This window comes from Nocardia sp. NPDC052316 (assembly GCF_044547795.1).
In the GTDB taxonomy this organism is placed as follows: domain Bacteria; phylum Actinomycetota; class Actinomycetes; order Mycobacteriales; family Mycobacteriaceae; genus Nocardia.
On sequence record NZ_JBIUBB010000006.1, the window covers coordinates 402,424 to 424,129 of the forward strand.

Consider the following 21,706-nt stretch of genomic DNA (forward strand, 5'->3'; position numbering starts at 1 on the left):
GCGCGGGCGACCCGGTGTGAATGCTGCATGCCGGTAACATCACGCCAAGCGCTACGGATCATTCATGGGGACGTATACGCGCGCGCTCCGGCGGCCCCGAGTCGTCGCAATTGCCGATAGTGGAGAGTTGATGCCGAGCTTGAACCAAGCAGATCTGCATGCCAGTGAGCCAGCGGTCCGGGTGACGGACGTTCGGAAGTCGTTCGGCGATGTGCATGCACTGCAGGGGGTCAGCTTCGTTGCCGACCGCGCCTCCGTCCTCGGCATCCTCGGCCCGAACGGTGCGGGCAAGACGACGATGGTGAAGATCCTGTCCACGCTGCTGCGCCCGGACTCCGGCACCGCCGTGGTCGCCGGGCACGACGTGCTGAAGGACGCGGCCGGAGTGCGCCGGTCGATCATGATGACCGGGCAGTACGCCGCCCTCGACGAGAACCTCTCCGGCCGGGAGAACCTGGAACTGTTCGGTCGCCTGATGGGCCTGACCAAGAGTGCCGCGCGTAAGCGCGCCGACACCTTGCTCGAGGAGTTCGACCTGGTGAGCGCGGGCCGCCGGGCGGTGCGCCACTACTCGGGCGGCATGCGCCGCCGGGTCGACATCGCGTGCGGCCTGGTGGTGCGACCGGAAGTGGTGTTCCTCGACGAGCCGACCACCGGCCTCGACCCGCGCAGCCGCCAGGGCGTGTGGGATCTGGTGAACGCGCTGAAGGCCCAAGGCATCACGGTCCTGCTCACCACGCAGTACCTCGAGGAAGCCGACGTGCTCAGCGACAACATCATCGTCATCGACAAGGGCACGGTGATCGCCGAAGGCACCGCCGACGAGCTCAAGGAGAAGACCGGCGGCAGCTACTGCGAGGTGGTCCCGCTGGACCCGACGCAGCTGCGCCCGACCGCCGCCGCCCTCGGCGACCTGGTGCCCGCCGCGGTACTCGCCGACATCAACGGCGGCGACCGACTCTCCATCCCGGCGCCCGAGGGCGCGGCAACGCTGACCGAGGCGCTGCGCCGCCTCGACAGCGCGGGCATCGACCTGGCCGACATCGCGCTGCGCAGGCCCTCGCTCGACGACGTCTTCCTGTCCATCACGGGGCGCTCGGGTGGCACCGCGTGACCACCGCTACTGCTCCTGATCGGGCCGCGGACGCGGCCGCACTGTTCGCGGACCTACCCGAGGCTCGACTGTCCTCGTTCGCGCAGTGGCGCGCGCTCTCCGGGCGCATCGTCTGGACCATGGCCACCAAGGGCGAACTGATCGTCGCGGTGGTGACGCCGCTGGTGTTCACGCTCGGCTTCTACCTGCCGCTGCGCTTCGTGATGAAGTTCCAGGGCATCGACTACGCCCAGTACGTCATGCCGATCATCGTGCTGCAGACGATGGCCTTCACGATGATGTCGAATGCGCAGCTGGCTGCGTTCGAGGCGTTGACCGGGCTGAGCACTCGAATGCAGACGATGCCGATCGGCACGCTGGTTCCGCTGTCCGCGCGGATCGCCGCTGGGCTGGTTCGCTCGGTCACCTCGCTGACCGCGGCGCTGATCTTCGGCTACCTGATCGGTTTCCGCTTCGTCGCGGGCTTCGGGCAGGCCGTGTTGTTCTGTGTGTTCTCGTTGGCGGTCGGCACCACGCTCGCGCTCGGCGCCGACGCGCTCGGCAGTCTGACCAAGAGCCCGGAGTCGCTGAGCCAGGCGCTGACCCTGCCCACGCTGATCTTCGGCATGCTCTCGTGCGGGTTCGTCCCGGAACGCAGCTTCCCGGAGTGGATTCAGGGCTTCGTGCGCAATCAGCCGATCTCCCAGTTCTCCTTCGCGCTGCGTGACATGGCCGCGGGCGGCGTCAGCTGGCAGGTGTTGTGGGTACCGCTGACCTGGGTGATCGGGCTCGCGCTCGTGTTCATCCCCCTGTCGATCTGGGCGAGCGTGAGGCGATCATGAGTTCCGTAGAGGCCACCATGGCGCCCATCGACGAGACCGACAAGATCTCTTGGAAGACACCGCTTCCCGAGGTCGCGGCGACACCGGAGAACTCGCTGCGCAACTGGTTCACGCACAGCCTGATCCAGTGCAAGCGGCTGCTGCTGGTCTGGGCGCGTGATCCCGCGACCACGATCCAGACGCTGGTGTACCCGGCGCTGACGCTGCTGATGTTCAAGATCGTGCTCGGCAGGTCGATCACCAACTACACCGGCCAGCCGAGCATCTACGCCCAGATGGCGTTGCTCACGCTGGTCGCGGCGATGTCCGGCGCGGTGGTGAGCGCTCTCGGTTTCAAGGGCGAGAAGATGTCCGGCCTGCTCGGCCGATTCTGGACCATGCCGATCCACCGGGCGGCGGGGCTGACCGGACGCCTGCTGGCCGAGGCGGTGCGGGTGCTGGTCACCACGCTGTTCGTCGTCGGTGTCGGGCTGCTGCTCGGCTTCCGGTTCAATCAGGGCCCGCTCGCCGGCCTCGCGCTGATCGGCATCCCGGTGCTGTTCGGTATCGCCTTCGCCGTGCTCGTCACCGCGCTGGCCACCGTCACCGAGGGTGTGATGCTGGTGAATATCATCGGCATCATCAACACGCTGCTGATGTTCTTCAACACCGGCTTCGCACCGGCCTTCGCCTATCCGGTCTGGTTGCAGTCGACCATCCAGAACCAGCCGATGAGTTGTGCGATCGACGCGATGCGCGGCCTGTCCTACGGCGGGCCGGTGGCCGAGCCGCTGATGAAGACCGTGCTGTGGACGCTCGGCCTGATCGTGGTGTTCGCCTACCCCGCGGTGCGCGGCTATCGGCGGGCGGCCGAGACCGGCGCCTGATCGAAGTCGTAGTCGAGCCAGCGATTGCGGTGGGTCCAGCCGACCAGGTCGTAGCGCCAGTGGAACGGCCAGGTGTGCGCGACGGTGTTGAACAGGACCGCGCCGAGGGCGGTGTAGTCGTCGTGCGCGGACAGCAGGGCGCGCTGTCCGCGCGGCGAGGCGTTGAAGAACGCGTCGAACATGGCGATGGACTGCTCGGTGGTCAGTCGGCCGAGTCCCCACAGCCCGCGCATCCGCATCCAGTACACCAATCGGGCGCGGCGCGGCCACAGCTCGGCGATCGGGTCGCGGCCCTGCTGTAGCGCGGTGACCGCGGTATCCACCAGTGCGAGTGAGTCGGCGACGCTGTAGCCGGTGCAGGGGTGCATCATGCCGCCGCGGGATCCGAACGGAACAGCCTGGGCGACGCCCTTTTTCGGCGGTCGCTGATCGAGCGGATAGTGCGCGGCCTCGGTCGGTTCGGTGCCGGTGAGTCGAATGCCGTGCGAGGCAAGCCGGTTCAGGGTCCGTTTGCGCAGCTCGTGCTGCGGCATGCCACCGCGCAGGCCGAGGCTGGTCTCCTCGAAGATCACCGTGCCGTCGCCGAGCGGCACGGAGTAGAGGAACGACGGCGGCTCGTCGGGGCCTGCGCCGTTCTCCGGCCGCCAGTCCAGCAGCAGCCCCTCGCCCTCCTCGACCATCGGCGCGGCCGTCTCGGCGGCGACGAAGATGCCGTGCGCGCTGGCGGCCCGGCGCCGGCCGAGCGTGGGCAGGCCGCGGGTGTCGAAAACCGTCGCCGCGGTCACCGCCGTGCCGTCGGCGAGGGTCACCGCGTGCGCGTCGACCTGGGTGGCGCGCCCCGCAAGCACGGTGGCTCCGTCGAGCGGGAGCGCCTCGCGCAGGCCCGTTTTCGACAGCACGCAGTAGGGGCGATCGATGCGCAGCGCCGTTTTCGTCCAGACGGTGGGCTGCGGAATCGTGCTGGCGATCGCGCTCGCGGGCAGCCAGTCCGGCAGTTCATCGACCCAGCAGGAGTAGGTGGGCGGCCACAGCCGATCCGGCCGCGGATCGACCGCGGTCACGCTGAGTCCGGCGCGCAGCGCACGATGCGCCAGTGCCCGGCCGGTCGGACCGAGCCCGACCACACACACGTCGACTTCTCGGACCGCGCTGACACCCATGAGGGCATTCAATCCGCTGCGGCCGGGCCGACGCAACTATCCGCGCACATCGAGCCCCCGGAAATCGGGTCTCGCATTCAACCGAACACGGTGAAAGCAACGGTTCGAGAATTGCGTTTGACCGTGCCCCCAGAATTGGTGGCCCAGCAACTTCAGTGATGAAAAAGTGCTGTGTCAGACCGTAGTCTCGGTGCCGGACGCGGGTGGTTTCCGCGTTCAGGAGAAGGGGAATCATGAGTGGCAATACCCTCCGTTGGCTCGGTGTGCTCGCAGTCACAGTCGGCGCGACTGTATTCGCGGTTATGCCGGCATCGGCGCACGGTGCGCCCGCGGAGTCCGCGATTGTCGCGGTGCAAGAGCACGATGCGCGAAAGCTCACCTTGACAATTCACTCCGCGGCCATGGATCGCGATATTCAGGTGGAGACCCAGCGGGCCGCCGACACCAGCGTGCCCCGGCCGGTGCTCTACCTGCTGCAGGGCGCGGGTGGCGGCGAGGACGGCGTCACCTGGGAGACGGAAACCGATGCGCTGCAGTTCCTTTCGACCAAGAATGTGCACGTGGTCTCGCCGATCGGCGGCATGTTCAGCTACTACGCGGATTGGATCAACGACGATCCGCGCCTCGGCAAGCAGAAGTGGAAGACCTTTCTGACGCGCGAATTGCCGCCGCTCATCGACGAATACCTCGCCACCAGTGGCCGCAATGCCATCGCAGGCCTCTCGATGGCGGGCACCACCACGCTCGCGCTCGCCGCGACCAGCGGCGACCTCTACTCCAGCGTCGCCGCCTACAGCGGCTGCGCGCAGATCAGCGACCCGGTCGGCCAGGAGTTCATGAAACTCACCGTGGAGACCTGGGGCTGGGCGAAGCTGTCCAACATGTACGGCGCGGCCAACGACCCGCGCTGGGCGGCCAACGACCCGTATGTGCAGGCCGAGGGGCTGCGCGGCAAGTCCATCTACATTTCCAGCGGTGGCGGTATCCCCGGGAAATACGATGAATTGAACGGCAAATACTCGCTGCCCGGTGTCGACGGTATCGCGGCCCAGCTCATCAAAGGCGGCGCCATCGAGGCGGCGACCAATTACTGCTCGCGAAATATGCAGACCCGCCTGAATACTCTCGGTATTCCGGCAACGTATGACATTCACCCGGACGGCACCCATTCCTGGGGATATTGGGAAGACGCGTTGAAGAACTCGTGGCCCGCGCTGTCTGCTCCGTTGGGAATTTGAGATGTGGATTCGCAAACAGGCCGCGCGGATCGCCGGCCTGATGTTCGCTGCCGCCTGCGCGGCGGTACTGCACGCCCCCGCCGCGGCGGCCGCCCCGCCGATCCCCGCCTTCGCAGGCGCCAACGATTGGGCCTGCCGCCCGTCGGCGGTGCACCCGCAGCCGGTCGTGCTCGTCCACGGTTCGGGCACCGACGCGGCCAACAGTTTCGCGCTGCTCGCACCACTGCTGCGGGCCGAGGGCCACTGCGTCTTCGCCGCGAATCTCGGCCCAACCCCCGGGTTGCGTGATGTGGTGAGCGGCCAAGCCGGTTCCAGCGCAGTGGGTATCGGCCCGGTCGGCGCCGCCGTGCTCGGTCGCACCATCTACGGCGTCGCCGACATCGATCGGATGGCGACCGAGTTGAGCGACGTCGTGCAGGCCGTGCAGAAATCGACCGGCGCGCAGCAGGTGGCGCTGGTCGGTCACTCCACCGGCGGCAACGTGATCCGGCAGTACCTGCGTTCGCACGGCCCGACCGCGGTGACCCAGGTGATCACGCTCGGTACTCCGTACCGGGGCTCGACCTGGGCTGGACTCCGCGACAGCTACCCCGACCTGGCCTCGCTCGGTCTGGAAAACGCGCAGATCGCCGCCCAGGTCTTCGGAACTCCGGGTCAGCAGCAGGTGGTTGGGTCACCGCTGCTGAACCGGCTGAACGCGGGAGGCGAGACCGTGCCCGGGGTCCGGTACACGGCCCTCGCCTCCCGCGCCGACGAGATCATCACCCCGCAGGAGACCGCGCTGCTCACCGCGCCCACCGGTGACAACCGCAATATCTGGCTGCAAGACGGCTGCCCGACCGACATCGCCAATCACAGTGGGCTGCTGGGAGATACGCGGGCGGCCGCGGCGGTGCTCAGCGCGCTGGCGAACGACAACCGCCCGCTGCCCTGCTGAGGACGGGTGCGACTACTTCGGCGTGACCCAGGTGGTGATGTCGGCGTGCACGACCTCGAGGCCGTGCTTGTCGTAGACCGACACTGGGACGATCAGGTCCCGGCCCTCGGTGATCGTCGCGAAGTCGGGGACCTCCGGCAGCTTCGCGACGGCCCGCAGGCCGGTCTCGGCCTTGGCCAGGTACTGCACGTTCATCGCCTTCGGAATCCAGCGGTGCGTCTCCGGAACGGTCGCCTCGCTCAGCATGCCCATGGCCACCTCGGCCAGGTTGCAGGCGGCGATGGCGTGATAGGTGCCGAGGTGGTTGTGGATGCCGAACCACTTCGGCGAGGTCACCTCGCACAGGCCCGGCTCGAGTCGCACCACGCTCGGCAGCACCGTGCCGAAATACGGCACCCGCGCCACCATGCCGAGCGAGAACAGCGTGTGGCCGAGCCGATTGTCCGGCAGCTTCTGCCAGCTGCGGTAGGTCGCGGTCGCTTTCGTCATGGAGTCATCTTACTGCGGAGTAAGTTCGGTCGGTCGAGTGTGCCCCAAATCACCGCGAGAGCGGTCCGGGGCTTTCTGGACGCCTGCCCGAGTTGTTAAGCTGATCCGTTGCGTCGATCGATGACGGGACTGGGGGCCGACGCCATTTCTGTTGGCGTAGAGGGGAACTGGGAGTTCTCGAGCATGGGTATTCGCACAATCGTCGCCGCCGTCGGTATCGCGCTCGGCGGCGCTGTCCTCGCGACATCCGCAGGGGCGGGCCAGGCTGCCGCCGTTACTCCGGTCATCGCGCCGGAAGACGGCATCTATCTCGGCCTCGAACTCGATCACAATGAGACGGTCGCGCTGCAGCGCAGCCCGCTCATGGGCGTGCTGAACGGTCCGCTGACCACCGACGGGCTGTTCTATCTCGATGAGGATTCCATCTATCAGGGCGGCGAGCTGATCGATGGCATCCAGTACAACGATGACCTCGAGTTCTCGGGCGTCACCGCCGAGGCCGCCGCCACGCGCAGTGGTTCGATCGCCATCGCCGTGGTCGATCCGGCGCTCTACGATGGCTCGAAGTATGTGATCGTGCAGGTGCTGCGCTGACCTGATCCGCCTCCGGCGGGTGGGGTCGAATAGGCGAACGACGGCGGTCGTGCCGGTTCCTCGGAATCGGCACGACCGCCGCTGTTGTTGCCGTGCCGGCACGCCGATGACCTGGGCGGAGCCGTTCCTCGGGGCCGGATTTGAAGTAGCCGAGCGCGTCGGGCATACTGTTCGGGTTGCCTTGCACCGGGCCGTGCCTGTTTCCGAGTTGAGACGGGATGGCTAGGGAAGGCGAGCAGTACCAATCGTGTACCTCACTGGTTCATCCGGTGTGGGTACGTCCGGGAACACGATTCCAGGCCTGAGATGAGTTCATCCAGTGCCGAAGAATGAGCGGATGGGCGACACGCCCGACCGCGTGGACCGGAGAACCATGACAGATGAACAGCGGCGAGGATCGAGCATGCGTGCTTGATCGCGGTCTCACGTGAGACGTCTTCGTGTGTTCGGGCTGTGCAAATTGAGGGTGGTACGGAAGCCAGCTTCCGGATCACGAAGGTATAAGCGGAGAAAAGGACACTTAGCGTGGCGGGACAGAAGATCCGCATCAGGCTCAAGGCCTACGACCACGAGGCGATCGACGCGTCAGCGCGCAAGATCGTCGAGACGGTGACCCGCACTGGGGCCCGTGTCGTCGGGCCGGTGCCGTTGCCGACCGAGAAGAACGTGTACTGCGTCATCCGTTCGCCGCACAAGTACAAGGACTCGCGCGAGCACTTCGAGATGCGTACGCACAAGCGGCTTATCGACATCCTCGACCCGACGCCGAAGACGGTCGACGCGCTCATGCGCATCGACCTCCCGGCCAGCGTCGACGTCAACATTCAGTGACGGGGACTGGAGATATGACTGACAACAAGAACAGGCCCGCGGCGGGCATCCTCGGCACCAAGCTCGGGATGACCCAGGTGTTCGACGAGAAGAATCGCGTCGTTCCCGTGACCGTCATCAAGGCCGGACCGAACGTGATCACCCAGATCCGCACCGTGGAACGCGACGGCTACAGCGCCGTTCAGGTTGCCTTCGGCGCCATCGACCCGCGCAAGGTGAACAAGCCGGTCTCCGGCCAGTTCGCCAAGGCCGGTGTCACCCCGCGTCGCCACGTTGCCGAGATCCGCGTCGCCGACGCGTCCACCTTCGAGGTCGGCCAGGAGATCAACGCCGACGTCTTCGAAGAGGGCACCTACGTCGACGTGACGGGTACCAGCAAGGGCAAGGGCTTCGCCGGCACCATGAAGCGGCACGGCTTCGCCGGTCAGGGTGCCTCGCACGGTGCGCAGGCTGTGCACCGTCGCCCCGGCTCCATCGGTGGCTGCGCCACCCCCGGCCGCGTGTTCAAGGGCATGCGCATGTCGGGTCGCATGGGTAATGACCGCGTCACCACGCAGAACCTCTCGGTGCACAAGGTCGACGCCGAAAACGGCCTGCTGCTGATCAAGGGAGCGATCCCGGGTCGTCGCGGCAATGTCGTGATCGTCAAGAGCGCAGTGAAGGGTGGTGCGCACGCATGACCAGCCTCGAAAAGAAGGCCAACCTGACCCTGCCGGTCAAGGAACTGGGCGGCAAGACCAATGGCACCGTCGATCTCCCCGCGGAGATCTTCGACGTGACCGCGAACATCTCGCTGATGCACCAGGTGGTCATCGCGCAGCTGGCCGCGGCCCGTCAGGGCACGCACTCCACCAAGACCCGCGGTGAAGTCCGCGGTGGTGGCAAGAAGCCGTACCGGCAGAAGGGCACCGGCCGCGCCCGTCAGGGCTCGACCCGCGCGCCGCAGTTCACCGGCGGTGGCGTCGTGCACGGCCCGCAGCCGCGCGACTACAGCCAGCGCACCCCCAAGAAGATGATCCGCGCCGCGCTGCGTGGAGCACTTTCGGACCGGGCGCGTAACGAGCGCATCCACGTGATCACCGAACTGGTTGCCGGGCAGGACCCGTCGACCAAGACGGCCAAGAGCTTCCTCGCGGAGCTGTCGGACCGCAAGAAGTTCCTGCTCGTCCTCGGACGTGAGGACATCGCGGCCTGGAAGAGCGTGCAGAACCTCGAGTTCGTGCACCCGATCGCGCCGGACCAGCTCAACACCTATGACGTGCTGGAAAGCGACGAGGTCGTGTTCAGCGTGGAGGCCCTCAACGCCTTCGTGCACGGCCCCGCCGAGGCGGCACAGGAGGAGAGCAAGTGACCACCATCGCCGACCCCCGCGACATCCTGCTGGCGCCGGTCATCTCGGAGAAGTCCTACGGACTCATCGAGGAAGGCACCTACACCTTCATCGTGCACCCGGATTCCAACAAGACGCAGATCAAGATCGCCGTCGAGAAGGTCTTCGGTGTCACGGTTACCAGCGTCAACACCGCCAACCGTCAGGGCAAGCGCAAGCGGACCCGCTTCGGTTACGGCAAGCGCAAGAACACCAAGCGCGCGCTCGTGACCATCTCGGCCGACAGCAAGCCCATCGAGATCTTCGGAGGCCCGGTCGCGTAAGCGCCTGGGACTCCAGAAAGAAGAGAAGAACTCATGGCAATTCGTAAGTACAAGCCGACAACCCCGGGTCGCCGCGGGTCGTCCGTTTCGGACTTCGCTGAGATCACTCGGTCGACCCCCGAGAAGTCGCTGATCCGTCCGCTGCACAGCAAGGGTGGTCGTAATGCGCACGGTCGCATCACCACTCGGCACCGCGGTGGCGGCCACAAGCGGGCCTACCGTCTGATCGACTTCCGTCGACTGGACAAGGACGGCATCCCGGCCAAGGTCGCGCACATCGAGTACGACCCGAACCGCACCGCGAACATCGCGCTGCTGCACTTCGTGGACGGCGAGAAGCGCTACATCATCGCGCCCAAGGGCATCGCGCAGGGCACCCCGATCGAGTCCGGCCCCACGGCCGACATCAAGCCGGGTAACAACCTGCCGCTGCGCAACATCCCGACCGGTACCACCATCCACGCGGTGGAGCTGCGCCCGGGCGGCGGCGCGAAGATGGCTCGTTCGGCCGGATCCAGCATCCAGCTGCTCGGTAAGGAAGGCTCCTACGCCACGCTGCGTATGCCCTCCGGCGAAATCCGCCGCGTCGACGTGCGCTGCCGCGCCACCGTCGGCGAGGTCGGCAACGCCGAGCAGTCGAACATCAACTGGGGCAAGGCCGGCCGTATGCGCTGGAAGGGCCGTCGCCCCACCGTCCGTGGTGTCGTGATGAACCCGGTCGACCACCCGCACGGTGGTGGTGAAGGTAAGACCTCCGGTGGTCGCCACCCGGTCTCGCCGTGGGGACAGCCGGAAGGCCGTACCCGCAAGCCCAACCGCCCGAGCGACAAGCTCATCGTCCGCCGCCGCAAGTCCGGCAAGAACAAGCGCTGAAGGAGGAGGTAAGAAATGCCACGCAGCCTCAAGAAAGGCCCGTTCGTCGACGACCACCTCCTCGCGAAGGTGGACGTGCAGAACGAAAAGGGCACGAAGCAGGTCATCAAGACCTGGTCGCGTCGTTCGACCATCATCCCCGATTTCATCGGCCACACCTTCGCCGTCCATGACGGTCGCAAGCACGTGCCGGTGTTCGTCTCGGACAACATGGTCGGGCACAAGCTCGGTGAGTTCGCGCCGACCAGGACGTTCAAGAGCCACGTCAAGGACGACCGGAAGAGCAAGCGGCGATGACGACTGACACTCAGAATCCGACTGCACGCGCGACGGCGAAGCACGTGCGCGTGACCCCGATGAAGGCTCGTCGCGTCGTGGACCTCGTCCGCGGCAAGCGAGTCGAGGATGCCCTGGCGATCCTGAAGTTCGCGCCCCAGGCCGCGAGCGAGCCAGTTGCCAAGGTCGTGGCCAGTGCCGCGGCGAACGCCGAGAACAACCTCGGCCTGAACCCGGCCACCCTGGTCATCTCGACGGCCTACGTCGACGAGGGTGCGACCATGAAGCGGTTCCAGCCGCGCGCCCAGGGTCGTGCGTTCCGCATCCGCAAACGCACCAGCCACATCACCATCGAGGTCGAGAGCATCCCCACCGCCGGTGGAGCAACTCGCAACCGCCGGAAGGGAGGGGCAAAGTAAATGGGACAGAAAATCAATCCCCATGGCTTCCGCCTCGGTATCACCACCGACTGGAAGTCGCGTTGGTACGCGGACAAGCAGTACGCGGACTACGTCAAGGAAGATGTCGCCATCCGCAAGCTCCTCGCCACCGGCATGGAGCGGGCGGGCATCTCCAAGGTGGAGATCGAGCGCACCCGTGATCGGGTTCGGGTCGACATCCACACCGCTCGTCCTGGCATCGTCATCGGCCGCCGTGGCGCCGAGGCCGATCGCATCCGGGCCGAGCTGGAGAAGCTCACCAAGAAGCAGGTGCAGCTGAACATCCTCGAGGTCAAGAACCCCGAATCGGATGCGCAGCTCGTTGCTCAGGCCGTGGCCGAGCAGCTGTCCAACCGCGTGGCGTTCCGTCGTGCGATGCGTAAGGCCATCCAGTCGGCCATGCGCTCGCCGAACGTCAAGGGCATCCGCGTGCAGTGCTCGGGCCGCCTCGGTGGCGCCGAAATGTCGCGCTCGGAGTTCTACCGCGAGGGTCGGGTGCCGCTGCACACGCTGCGCGCCGACATCGACTACGGCCTCTACGAGGCCAAGACCACCTTCGGTCGCATCGGCGTGAAGGTCTGGATCTACAAGGGCGACATCGTCGGTGGCAAGCGTGAGCTCGCCGCCGCGGCCGCTCCGGCAGGCGATCGCGATCGCCCGCGCCGCGAGCGTCCGTCTCGCCCGCGTCGCTCCGGATCCGCCGGTACCACGGCGACCAGCACCGAGGCCGGGCGCGCCGCCACCGCGGTGGTGGACGCTCCGGCAGAGACACAGGAGGGCTGACGCAATGCTGATGCCTCGTAAGGTCAAGCACCGCAAGCAGCACCACCCCGGTCGTTCCGGCATGGCCAAGGGCGGCACCTCGGTGGCGTTCGGCGAGTTCGGGATCCAGGCGCTGGAGCCTGCTTACGTGACCAACCGGCAGATCGAGTCGGCACGTATCGCGATGACCCGCCACATCAAGCGTGGCGGCAAGATCTGGATCAACATCTACCCGGATCGCCCGCTCACCAAGAAGCCCGCCGAGACCCGCATGGGTTCCGGTAAGGGTTCGCCGGAGTGGTGGATCGCGAACGTCAAGCCCGGCCGCGTGATGTTCGAGATGAGTTACCCCAATGAGGAGATCGCTCGTGAGGCCCTGCGCCGCGCGATGCACAAACTCCCGATGAAGTGCCGGATCGTGACCAGGGAGGAGCAGTTCTGATGGCTACTGAAACACCGGCCGCAGAGCTCCGCGAGCTCACCGAAGAAGAGTTGGTGCAGAAGCTGCGCGACTCCAAGGAAGAGCTGTTCAACCTGCGCTTCCAGATGGCGACGGGTCAGCTGGACAACAACCGTCGGCTGCGCGTGGTTCGTCACGAGATCGCGCGCATCTACACGGTCATGCGCGAGCGCGAGCTCGGTCTGGCCTCCGGACCCGCTGACAAGGGAGATGCGGCATGAGCGAACAGAAAGCAGAGCAGCGCGCCAGCCGCAAGGTTCGAGTTGGCTACGTTGTCTCGGACAAGATGACCAAGACGATCGTCGTCGAGCTGGAAGACCGTAACCGGCACAAGCTCTACGGCAAGATCATTCGCACCACCTCCAAGGTGAAGGCGCATGACGAGAACGAGATCGCCGGCATCGGCGACCGCGTCCAGCTGATGGAGACCCGACCGCTGTCGGCGACCAAGCGCTGGCGTCTGGTCGAGGTGCTGGAGAAGGCCAAGTAGGTCTTTTCGGTCTGTAGGCGAAGGCCCGCTTCCCAGTTGGGAGGCGGGCCTTCGTCGTTTCGCGCGGCAGTTCGATCTCCACGTTACTTTCACGTGGTCCACGTGGTATACATGTGGCATGTCCAAACGTAATCTGACGATCCAGCTCGATGAAGAGGTGATCACCTCCGCGAAGGTGATTGCGGTACAACGAGGCACGTCGGTCAGCGCGCTGGTAACGCAGTACCTGCGCGAGATAGTTCAGGACGCCGAGCGCTACGAGTACGCCAAACAGCAGGCGCTCCAGCTGATGGCCGAGGCCGAAGGGCACGGAGGGCGCATCACCTGGAGTCGAGAGGAGCTGTACGACCGAGGGGAGCGGAGGTACGCGTGATCGCGGTCGAGCGCACCTTCATCGACACCAACATCCTCATTTATGCTCACGATATCGAGGCCGGGGAACGGCACCGGATCGCTCGAGATGTTCTCGCGGACTTGTGGCGTCGCGGCGTCGGTTTGCTCAGCACCCAGGTGCTGCAGGAGTTCTACAACGTCGCGACGCGCAAGTTGACGCCACGGATGAGTCCAGCGAAGGCCCGCCGGGTCATTGCGACCTACAGCGAATGGTGCGCGCGCGACACCGACCCGCTGGTGATTATGAACGCCTCATTTCTTGCCGAAACACACACGGTGTCGTGGTGGGACGCATTGATCATCGAGGCCGCGTCCCAGTCCGGCGCCAAATACATACTCTCGGAAGACCTTCAACACGGCCGCAGCTTCCTCGGGCTAGAGGTGCGCAACCCCTTCCTCGAACGAGCGGGTTAGCCAAGACCCGGCCCCGCAGGAGATCGCGGCGAGGGCTGAACAGTCCGGCGGGCGCGTACTGCGGTTGCCGGTCGCGCCCGTCCTTGTAGTGTCGTGTTGACGGCGAACACTGCGTCGAAGCACCTGGTTTCGGTAGCAGTGCCGGCCGATGCGGAGGTGGGACAGTTGGTGCAGCCATACGACCGGGCGCTGCTACGTAAGCACTTGCTACAGACTCGGATAGCGGGCGATGTCGCGACGCCACGCGAGGGAAACCTGGCGCATTACCGCAGAATGGTTGCCAAGGATCCGGGGTACCAATTCGGGTTGGCGTTGAAGGACTGGACGTTCGACGAAACCTTGGACATGATGGCGCGGCTGTGCGGCGTCAACCCCGACCCGCGGCACCGGCAAGGCGCCGACACCATCGGCGTCGACCTGACCATCGATGCGCTCGACGAGATGGGCGCCCGCATCGGGCAGGCCGCGCGCGATCGAGAGACAGTGCTGCTGGCGACCGGGCATCCGGGGCCGCTCATGGGCGTCTACCGGGCCGTCGAAGACGCGTTGCGCGCCGCCGGGTGCGAGGTGCTCACCCCCGCCGCGGGCTGGTCGTACCCCGTGATCACCGCGAACGGCTCGCGGATTCGCGAAATCGTCTACAGCTCAGGCGTTGCCGCGCTCAGCACCGGCGGCCGACTGCAGCACACCCACGACCCGAACCCCATGCAGGCGATGCTGCAAGAACTGCGCGACCGCCCCGAACCGCACCCCTGGCCCGACCTCGTCATCGCCGACCACGGCTGGGCAGGCGCCGCGGGCGAGGCGGGCATCGACACCGTCGGTTTCGCCGACTCCAACGACCCAGCCCTGTTCGCGGGCCGCGCCGAAGGCAAGATCGCCGTCACCGTCCCGCTCGACGACGGCGTCTTCCCCGAATACTACGAACCCATGACCGACTACCTGCTCGACCGCGCGGGCCTCACCGGCTGAACCGGTTGAGCGCAAAGGTGAACTACCACTTGGCCATCGGGTAGCGAAGCCCCTTCGGCGGCAGCGGCAAAATTCATGGGATAAATCGGTGGCGGCGTGTCGGTGCGGCGTGACAAGCTCCGTTGGTGCGGTCCTATCGGGTGGTTTTGGCGAGTGCGGATGTGCGCAATGTACTGCTGCTCGGGGCGCTGGTTCGCATCCCGTTCTTCGCCGGGGCCGTGCTGCTCGCCCTCCACGTCGTGCAGACGTTGCACGGTTCCTACGTGCAGGCAGGTGTGCTGAGCACCGTCGCCACCGTGTGCATCGCGTTGAGCGGGCCATGGCGCGGGCGGCTGCTCGATCGATTCGGACTACGCCGCACGGTCGCGCCGTCCATTCTGGTCGGCGCGGTGTGCTGGTCGATCGCGCCGTTCGTCGACTACGTTCCGCTGCTCATCTTGGCCGCGATCGCCGGGCTCTTCGACGTCCCCATCTTCACCGTGGTCCGGCAGGCGGTCATCGCCGCGACCACAGAGCAGAACCGGCAGCCCGCGCTCGCGTTGGAATCGGTGTCGGTCGAGTGCGCCTTCATGGTCGGGCCGATCGTCGGTGTCGCCGCCGCCAGCGTCTGGTCGACGACGATGGTGTTGTTCTTCGTACAAATGACTTTGGTGCTCGCCGGCATCCTGCTCTGGGTGCGTAATCCACCACTGCGCTCCGCCCAGGACGCCGATCGCGCGAACGCCGTCGCCGTCCCGCGCCGCAGCTGGTTCCGCCTCGAGTTCGTCGCCCTGTGTGTCGGCGCGAGCGCCGCCATCGCCGTGCTGGCCGGCTCCGAACTGACCTTCGTGTCCGCCATCCGCGAATTCGACGCGCAGAAATGGCTCGGCGTCGTCCTCGCCGTCTGGGGCTTCGGCTCGGTGGTCGGCGGCCTCACCTACGGCGCGCTGCACCGCAAGATCTCCACCTACCTGCTGCTCGCCGCCCTCGGCGCCGTCACTTTGCCGATGGCCTTCGCCGTCGGCCCCATCTCCCTCGCCATCACCGGCCTGGTCGCCGGATTATTCTGTGCCCCAACGATTACCGCCTCCATCGACCAGATGAGCCGAATAGTCCCCGAAGGCGGTCGCGGCGAAGCCATCGGCTGGCATAGCGCCGCCCTCACCCTCGGTAACGGCATCGGCAGCTCCATGGCGGGCATCGCCATCGACGCGGGCGGATTCCCCGCAGGCTTCGGCGCCGCAGCCGCCCTCGGTCTGGGTATAGGCCTCGGCATTCCTCTCCTCCTCACCCTGCGCAACCGCCGCCACCCAGCCGTCGACAAGCAGCCGAGCCAAGTCGGCGCCTGAACCTCGACCGGTATTCGAGACATGGCGGCCGGCCGCGACTGTAGCGGTGTGCCTCTGGTCGGAGCCGTTCGGTCGAACTGTTGTGGCCGTGGGTAGTTCGGCCATGAGCGGCTGGATGTCGCCTCGGCATGAGGTGATTCGTTCTCTGAAACCCTGAGTTCTGCAACATGATTCGTGAATCCGACGGGTCCGCTGCGGTAGCCCCTGTGTCGTGGGCGAACGAGATCTGCTGACCGGGCAGGTCCTCGGCTTTCCGCTAGGTCTTGCGTTATACGTATACATCTACATATAGTAGTCGCGACGGGCGCTGGTAGGCAGTGGCTCGGGATCGGCACGGGAGATCTGGGTCGGCGGGGTGGGGTCCGTCGGTTCTGGATCGATGCGCGCATGCGCATTCACGTATGGATGGAGTCGTCATGAGCAGTGAAACGGTGCAGGCAGCGGTGGTTGAGGGAGGTGTCGACTTCGAGAAGGCGGACCCGGAAGGGTTTCGAGAAGTCGTGGTGAAGGTGGGCCCGGGGAGCGGGCGGGTGCAGCGGTTCGTCGGTCGACGGATCGGGGAGTCGACACAGTTCACCAGGGCGGGGGTCGAACTGGTTCGGGCTTATTCGAGCCGCAAGGGGAAGTACGTGGTGCACAAACAAAGTGCGGAATGGACCGATTTTTCGGTGGTGGCCGACTGGGCCAAGGAATTGAAGAAGATGCAGAAGAAGAACTGGCGTGGCGGGGTGGACCTGGACAATCAGAGTTGGGGCGACCGCACGCTGGAGGTGGTGGATTCGTTCGAGGAACTGCGGGAGCGGGTGCCCGCCAAGATATTCCGCACACTCGCCGACACTTCCGCGCACCCTCCTATCGAGGATCTCGACATCTGAGCGGCAGCTCGGATACCGAAAGGACTCAGTCCCATGTTTGCTCGACTCGGGCAGTTGGTCGTGCACCATCCGTGGAAGGTGATCGGCCTGTGGCTGCTCATCATCGTCGGCGTGGTGGCGACGGCGCCGCAACTCAAATCGACCACCGACCAATCCGACTTCCTGCCTTCACATTACGAGTCGATTCAGGCACTCGACATGCAACAGAAGGCCTTTCCGCAGAGCGCGGCGCCTGCGGCGCTGATCGTCTTCGCCCGCTCCGACGGGGCGCAGCTGAGCGCGAGTGATTCGGCCGCGGTGGCGTCCATCGGCACGAAACTCACCGCGGCCAATATCAAGGATGTCACCGGGCTGCAGCCGATTCCGCCGTCGGAGAACCGGCTGATCCAGGTGATCGCGGTGCAGCTGACGAAGGTGACCAGTGCGGGCGACACGACGCAGAGCGACGCGGTCGAGGCGCTGCGCGCGGCGCTGAAGGCGGAAGTGCAAGGCGGTGAACTGAAGGCGGGCATCACCGGCCAGGCGGCGCAGATGCTTGACCAGATGGAGTCGAGTGAGAAGGGCATGGCGATCATCGGCGTCGCGACGATCGTGCTGATCCTCGTGCTGCTGCTGATCATCTTCCGCAGCCCGGTGATCGCGCTGCTGCCGATCGTCACCATCGGCGCCATCTCGAGTCTGGTCGGCGGGCTGATCGCGATGACGGCCGAGGCCTTCGACCTCAAAGTGGACAGCTCGGTGAACGCCATCCTGCTGGTCGTGCTGTTCGGCGTCGGCACCGACTACATCCTGTTCCTGATGTTCCGCTACCGGGAACGGCTGCGGGCCGGGGAGGATCCGAAGACCGCGATGGTCAGCGCCGTCGCCAGGGTCGGCGAGGCGATCACCTCCGCGGCGGCCGCCGTGATCATCGCGTTCATGGCGCTGACCCTGTCCACCCTCGGCATGTTCCGGGCGCTCGGTCCCGCGCTGGCGATCGCGGTCGCGGTCGCGCTGCTGGCCGGTCTCACCCTGGTGCCCGCCGTGGTTTCGTTGTTGGGCACCAAGGTGTTCTGGCCGTCCAAGGCGTGGCAGGCGGAGCCGAAGGGCGCGCGGTTCACCGCACTCGGGGCGGCGCTCGGCCGTCGCCCCGCCGCCTTCGCGGTGGTCTCCGGCGGCGTACTCGTCGCGCTGGGCATCCTGGCCGTCGGCTTCAATCCGACCTTCGATCTGAGTTCGGGCTCGACCTCGGACGCGTCCGAATCGGTGGTCTACAACAAGGAATTGCTCAAGGGCATGCCCGCAGGCGCCACCCAGCCGTCGGACGTGCTGCTGCGGGCCGACAACGGCGCGCTGACCAGCGACCAGCTCGCGACCTACCGTTCGGCGTTGGTCGCGGTGCCCGGCGTTGGCCAGGTGGCGGAGCCGCAGTTGTCCGCGGACAAGGCGACCGCCAACTTCCAGGTGACGCTCACCTCCGCACCGGAATCGGATGCCGCGATCGAGACGGTCCGTAATCCGTTGCGCGACGCCGCACATGCGGCCGCGCCTGCGGGCACGACCGCCGCCGTCGGCGGGATGACGGCCATCTTCGTCGACTTCCAGGACGCGATGAACCACGACTACGCGATCGTGTTCCCGGTGGCGGCGATCCTGATCATGATCGTGCTGGCCTTGCTGCTGCGCAGCCTGGTCGCGCCGTGGTACCTGATGGCGTCGGTGTTCCTCGGTTTCGCCGCCACGCTCGGCGCGGCGGTGCTGGTGTTCCAGCACATCCAGGGGGAGACCGGGCTGATCTTCACGCTGCCGGTGATCATGTACCTGTTCGTGGTCGCGCTCGGTACGGACTACAACATTCTGATGGTGGCCCGGCTGCGTGAAGAGGCCAGGGAGGGGCGCGATCCGCGGCAGGCGGCGGCGCTCGGTCTGCAGCACACCGGCCCGACGATCGCGGCCGCAGGGCTGATCCTCGCGGGCACCTTCGCCTCGATGATGTTGGCGGGCAACAATGTTCTCTCGCAGATGGGGTTCGCCATCTCGGTCGGCATCGGGATCGCGGCCTTCGTGATGGCGATGTTCTTCACCCCGGCGCTGACGGCGTTGCTCGGCCACCGTGCGTGGTGGCCGGGGCACGGTGACGAGAAGCCTGGCGCGCACGCAGAGCGCGGAGCGTACGATACCGACCAGGTGACGGCGCCGACCGCACGCTGATTGTGTCGAGCGGTGCCCGAGTTGGTCGAACACCGGTAACCGTAACGAAAAGGGCTGCCCTCCGGTCACTCCGGAGGGCAGCCCTTTTGCTGACCAGCGGGAATGACCCGCGTGCGATCAGCCGCTGATGGCGAAGGGGCGGCGGACCTTGATCCCCGCCTCCACCGCGCGGGCTACGGCCGCACGGGAGACACCGACCTCATTGGCGATGCCCGGGGTCAGCCAGGATTCGTCGGCGAGGCGCAGGATCTCGGCGAGCTGCTCGACGGACAGATTCGACAACCCGCGACGTGAGATCTCGTGTGCGAGAGCGGTGATTTCGTCGTCCTCATCGATCTCGTCCTCGGGAAGCTCCGGCTCGCTGTCCGCGAGGGGAGTGCGCCCGACAACGAAGGCAGCCTCGGTGCGCTGGCCGGGGCGCGGCGGTTCCGGGTTCTCCTCGAAGACGAGTTGTTCGATCTCGGCATCGGAGATGCTGGGAGCGGCCGACTTTCGGCGGCTGGTGGTGGGGCGGGACACCGTTTCCCCGGAGATCGCCTGGGCGACGGTGTCGGCGATCGTTGCTGCGGCCTTCCGAATGGGGTCACCAGGGTGAGGCTCTTCTGGCTCGTCGCCGAGCGACGCGTCTGCGATGGGTCCGGGGGCCTGCGTGGTGGGTCCGGCATCGGCGGGTCCGCGCGGCATGTCGTCGATCGGAAACAGTGGCATCGCGTGCCCGTTGTGCGTGGCCTGGCCGTTCGTCGGCGTCCGGCCGCCGTCGACAGCGCGTCCGTTGGGATGCGCGGTGTCGCTGTTGCTGGGTGCGGTGCGGGCGGCTCCATTGACCGGCTGGCCATTCGTCGGCGTTGGCCTGCCGGCGTCGGCAATGGCTTGACCGTTGGTGGTGGCTTGACCGTTCGTTACGGGGTGACCGTTCGTCACCGCATGGCCGTTGGTCTGTGGGGCGTAACCGTTCGTCACGGCGTGGCCGTTGGTCGTGAACGTATGGGCGTCGCCGGACGCGATCGCGTCGGAAGGCGGCTGTGCGGCCGTTCCGGTGGGACTCGAGGTGGCAGCCGCGTCTCGGGGCGCGCCGTTGGCCGAATCAGCGTGCAGCACAGATCCGTTGGGGGCAGGCGCGCGGTCAATGGGCAGCGCGGTACGCGGATCGCGCAACTCGACGGGCAGCGGATGGCCGTTGATCGCCGAGAACGGCGCTGCATGGCCGTTGGTGGGGGCACGGCCGGCTATCGGCGTCGAATTCGTTTCGCGCTGATCGTCAGCTGGGACAGATTGCACGGCATGGCCATTGGTCGTGAGCCCGGAATCGTCGGCGCGGGTCCGAGTCGGCCGGTGTGCGGTCTCGGCTGAGAACGTCGGTGCCGCATGACCGTTGACCGACGGCGCGGTCACCGGCGCCACCTGGCCGATCCTCGGCTCATCCGAATACCTATCGGCACCCATCGACCCCGCGTCCACCCGTTCGGCACCAGGCATCCGAGCAGCGACAGCCGCCTCGGCGGAGTCGGCTCCACCGAGCAACCACCGCCGATCATCCGGCGCGTCGACGGTGAGCCCGACGCGCGAATCCCGTTCGCTGACCCGGTGCCGAACCGTCGTGTCCCGGTCCAGCACCGGCGCACCATCGATGAGCAGCGCATAGCGCGCGGAAACCCACGCATGCAACCAGATCACGACGCCGACCATGATGGGCGCGATCGAGTACTCCGCGGCGCGCCCGAACGAACCCGTGGCCAGATGCGGCCCGGCGTTCAACGCGATGGTGGTGCCGAGCAGCGCGGTCTCGAAGAAGATCACCTTGCCGCGGGCGAGCTCGCGTCCCCAGCGGGCGGCGGTGGTCGCGGCGACCATGATGGTGATGATCGGAATCGAGATCATCGCCTCGATGCCGTAACTCAACCAGTACAGCGGATCGGACATGTCGCCGCTGGGTACCAGGTTGTGCTGCACGTTCACGCCCGCCCACACCATGCCGAGCACGACGACGGCGATCAGCGCCCGCGACGACCACTCGGCGCGCCGGTACAGCTGGGCCAGCCGCGCGTCCTCGCTGGAGACCCGCCGCCGCGCGGCCAGGGCCCGCCGATGCCACCGCTCATCCGCCTCGTCGGCCCGCCGAATCTTGGCCGCGGTCCGGCGATCTCGCTGCTCCGCGGCCAGCTCTTCCTCGACCGCCCGCCGCCGCTGCTTACGCCGCTGCGCCCGAACCCACTCCGCGAGCTCGCGTTCCGCCCCGATCTCCCGCTCGGACAACACCTCGAACAGCGCCGTGTCGTGCTGCAGCGGCAATTTGCCGCGAGCCGTCTCGACCCGCTGCGCCAATGCGGCGATCTCGGAACTACCGGTGGATTGTTCGTCGCGCATCGCGAGCCTTCCCGGAGCAGATCGTCAGCAGACCTACTTGCTCGAACGTATGTGTGATCGCAATGAGGCTAAACCGGCCGCCGGGCGAGGTCAATGCCGACGCTCGAAAACCAGTGCGAATATCTCAGAGGTTCGCTTGACACGCCGATTTAAGCAACACGCCGTC

General features: G+C 66.5%; 26 protein-coding genes. 23 read left to right on the forward strand and 3 right to left on the reverse strand.

Annotation, left to right across the window (positions count from 1 at the left end; translation table 11 throughout):
- Nucleotides 1-130: 130 nt before the first annotated feature.
- The 3 genes from ACIHA7_RS29530 to ACIHA7_RS29540 are packed head-to-tail and all read left to right on the forward strand — an operon-like array spanning nt 131 to nt 2,801.
- Nucleotides 131-1,114, forward strand: coding sequence for an ATP-binding cassette domain-containing protein (locus ACIHA7_RS29530; protein ID WP_397294185.1), 984 nt, complete (start codon nt 131-133; stop codon nt 1,112-1,114).
- Nucleotides 1,111-1,935 carry an ABC transporter permease gene (locus tag ACIHA7_RS29535; RefSeq protein ID WP_397294186.1) on the forward strand — a complete coding sequence of 275 codons (825 nt, stop codon included), beginning with the start codon at nt 1,111-1,113 and terminating at the stop codon, nt 1,933-1,935. Before ACIHA7_RS29530 ends, ACIHA7_RS29535 begins: the two co-directional genes overlap by 4 nt.
- Entirely contained in the window at nt 1,932-2,801 is an 870-nt protein-coding gene (locus tag ACIHA7_RS29540) for an ABC transporter permease (protein ID WP_397294187.1), read from the forward strand. The genes ACIHA7_RS29535 and ACIHA7_RS29540 overlap by 4 nt, the downstream gene beginning before the upstream one ends.
- Here the strand turns inward: ACIHA7_RS29540 and ACIHA7_RS29545 are convergent.
- Nucleotides 2,771-3,961 carry a lycopene cyclase family protein gene (locus tag ACIHA7_RS29545; RefSeq protein ID WP_397294188.1) on the reverse strand — a complete coding sequence of 397 codons (1,191 nt, stop codon included), beginning with the start codon at nt 3,959-3,961 and terminating at the stop codon, nt 2,771-2,773. The genes ACIHA7_RS29540 and ACIHA7_RS29545 overlap by 31 nt on opposite strands.
- A gap of 302 nt (nt 3,962-4,263) precedes the next feature.
- Here ACIHA7_RS29545 and ACIHA7_RS29550 point away from each other — a divergent pair, with 302 nt between their 5' ends.
- Together ACIHA7_RS29550 and ACIHA7_RS29555 are read left to right on the forward strand one after the other, a co-directional pair.
- Nucleotides 4,264-5,199 carry an alpha/beta hydrolase gene (locus ACIHA7_RS29550; protein ID WP_397294189.1) on the forward strand — a complete coding sequence of 312 codons (936 nt, stop codon included), beginning with the start codon at nt 4,264-4,266 and terminating at the stop codon, nt 5,197-5,199.
- A gap of 1 nt (nt 5,200) precedes the next feature.
- Complete coding sequence (locus ACIHA7_RS29555; RefSeq protein WP_397294191.1) at nt 5,201-6,136, forward strand: esterase/lipase family protein; 936 nt, start codon at nt 5,201-5,203, stop codon at nt 6,134-6,136.
- Between the two features lie 12 nt (nt 6,137-6,148).
- Here the strand turns inward: ACIHA7_RS29555 and ACIHA7_RS29560 are convergent, their stop codons facing one another.
- Nucleotides 6,149-6,625 (reverse strand): hotdog fold domain-containing protein, encoded by a 477-nt coding sequence (locus ACIHA7_RS29560; RefSeq protein ID WP_397294192.1) that lies wholly within the window; start codon nt 6,623-6,625, stop codon nt 6,149-6,151.
- Nucleotides 6,626-6,745: 120 nt separating this feature from the next.
- On the opposite strand from ACIHA7_RS29560, the gene ACIHA7_RS29565 reads away from it, so the two are divergent.
- The 18 genes from ACIHA7_RS29565 (at nt 6,746) to ACIHA7_RS29650 (ending at nt 19,176) form a co-directional block, all read left to right on the forward strand.
- Nucleotides 6,746-7,219, forward strand: a complete 474-nt coding sequence (locus ACIHA7_RS29565) for a hypothetical protein (RefSeq protein WP_397294193.1) — start codon at nt 6,746-6,748, stop codon at nt 7,217-7,219.
- A gap of 525 nt (nt 7,220-7,744) precedes the next feature.
- The gene (rpsJ, locus tag ACIHA7_RS29570) at nt 7,745-8,050 is read left to right on the forward strand and encodes a 30S ribosomal protein S10 (RefSeq protein WP_003938093.1); all 306 of its coding nucleotides are present in this window, start codon (nt 7,745-7,747) and stop codon (nt 8,048-8,050) included.
- Between the two features lie 14 nt (nt 8,051-8,064).
- Nucleotides 8,065-8,730 carry a 50S ribosomal protein L3 gene (rplC, locus tag ACIHA7_RS29575; protein ID WP_040731331.1) on the forward strand — a complete coding sequence of 222 codons (666 nt, stop codon included), beginning with the start codon at nt 8,065-8,067 and terminating at the stop codon, nt 8,728-8,730.
- Entirely contained in the window at nt 8,727-9,401 is a 675-nt protein-coding gene (gene rplD / locus ACIHA7_RS29580) for a 50S ribosomal protein L4 (protein WP_397294195.1), read from the forward strand. Before rplC ends, rplD begins: the two co-directional genes overlap by 4 nt.
- Complete coding sequence (gene rplW, locus ACIHA7_RS29585; RefSeq protein WP_040731336.1) at nt 9,398-9,703, forward strand: 50S ribosomal protein L23; 306 nt, start codon at nt 9,398-9,400, stop codon at nt 9,701-9,703. Before rplD ends, rplW begins: the two co-directional genes overlap by 4 nt.
- A 33-nt stretch (nt 9,704-9,736) precedes the next feature.
- Complete coding sequence (gene rplB, locus ACIHA7_RS29590) at nt 9,737-10,576, forward strand: 50S ribosomal protein L2 (protein WP_107654113.1); 840 nt, start codon at nt 9,737-9,739, stop codon at nt 10,574-10,576.
- Nucleotides 10,577-10,591: 15 nt separating this feature from the next.
- Nucleotides 10,592-10,873, forward strand: a complete 282-nt coding sequence (rpsS, locus tag ACIHA7_RS29595) for a 30S ribosomal protein S19 (protein ID WP_019045020.1) — start codon at nt 10,592-10,594, stop codon at nt 10,871-10,873.
- Nucleotides 10,870-11,271, forward strand: coding sequence for a 50S ribosomal protein L22 (rplV, locus tag ACIHA7_RS29600; protein WP_107654115.1), 402 nt, complete (start codon nt 10,870-10,872; stop codon nt 11,269-11,271). Before rpsS ends, rplV begins: the two co-directional genes overlap by 4 nt.
- Complete coding sequence (rpsC, locus tag ACIHA7_RS29605) at nt 11,272-12,075, forward strand: 30S ribosomal protein S3 (protein WP_107654116.1); 804 nt, start codon at nt 11,272-11,274, stop codon at nt 12,073-12,075.
- A 4-nt stretch (nt 12,076-12,079) separates the two neighbouring features.
- Nucleotides 12,080-12,496, forward strand: coding sequence for a 50S ribosomal protein L16 (gene rplP, locus ACIHA7_RS29610; protein ID WP_025347180.1), 417 nt, complete (start codon nt 12,080-12,082; stop codon nt 12,494-12,496).
- A complete protein-coding gene (gene rpmC / locus ACIHA7_RS29615) occupies nt 12,496-12,735 on the forward strand; it encodes a 50S ribosomal protein L29 (RefSeq protein WP_039822417.1) in 240 nt (79 codons plus the stop codon). Before rplP ends, rpmC begins: the two co-directional genes overlap by 1 nt.
- Nucleotides 12,732-13,004: a 30S ribosomal protein S17 gene (gene rpsQ / locus ACIHA7_RS29620; RefSeq protein WP_357386124.1), complete on the forward strand. Its 273-nt coding sequence runs from the start codon at nt 12,732-12,734 to the stop codon at nt 13,002-13,004. Before rpmC ends, rpsQ begins: the two co-directional genes overlap by 4 nt.
- Before the next feature lie 118 nt (nt 13,005-13,122).
- The gene (locus ACIHA7_RS29625) at nt 13,123-13,377 is read left to right on the forward strand and encodes a DUF6364 family protein (RefSeq protein WP_397294196.1); all 255 of its coding nucleotides are present in this window, start codon (nt 13,123-13,125) and stop codon (nt 13,375-13,377) included.
- Nucleotides 13,374-13,811 (forward strand): PIN domain-containing protein, encoded by a 438-nt coding sequence (locus tag ACIHA7_RS29630; RefSeq protein ID WP_397294197.1) that lies wholly within the window; start codon nt 13,374-13,376, stop codon nt 13,809-13,811. The genes ACIHA7_RS29625 and ACIHA7_RS29630 overlap by 4 nt, the downstream gene beginning before the upstream one ends.
- Before the next feature lie 168 nt (nt 13,812-13,979).
- Complete coding sequence (locus ACIHA7_RS29635; RefSeq protein WP_397294557.1) at nt 13,980-14,783, forward strand: phosphatase; 804 nt, start codon at nt 13,980-13,982, stop codon at nt 14,781-14,783.
- Nucleotides 14,784-14,908: 125 nt separating this feature from the next.
- Entirely contained in the window at nt 14,909-16,111 is a 1,203-nt protein-coding gene (locus ACIHA7_RS29640) for an MFS transporter (protein ID WP_397294198.1), read from the forward strand.
- Nucleotides 16,112-16,527: 416 nt separating this feature from the next.
- Nucleotides 16,528-16,986: an EXLDI protein gene (locus tag ACIHA7_RS29645; RefSeq protein ID WP_397294199.1), complete on the forward strand. Its 459-nt coding sequence runs from the start codon at nt 16,528-16,530 to the stop codon at nt 16,984-16,986.
- A gap of 33 nt (nt 16,987-17,019) precedes the next feature.
- The gene (locus ACIHA7_RS29650) at nt 17,020-19,176 is read left to right on the forward strand and encodes an MMPL family transporter (RefSeq protein WP_397294200.1); all 2,157 of its coding nucleotides are present in this window, start codon (nt 17,020-17,022) and stop codon (nt 19,174-19,176) included.
- Nucleotides 19,177-19,293: 117 nt separating this feature from the next.
- Here ACIHA7_RS29650 and ACIHA7_RS29655 read toward each other — a convergent pair whose 3' ends face one another.
- On the reverse strand, nt 19,294-21,540 hold the full coding sequence (locus ACIHA7_RS29655) for a hypothetical protein (RefSeq protein WP_397294201.1): 2,247 nt from the start codon (nt 21,538-21,540) through the stop codon (nt 19,294-19,296).
- Nucleotides 21,541-21,706 lie beyond the last annotated feature (166 nt).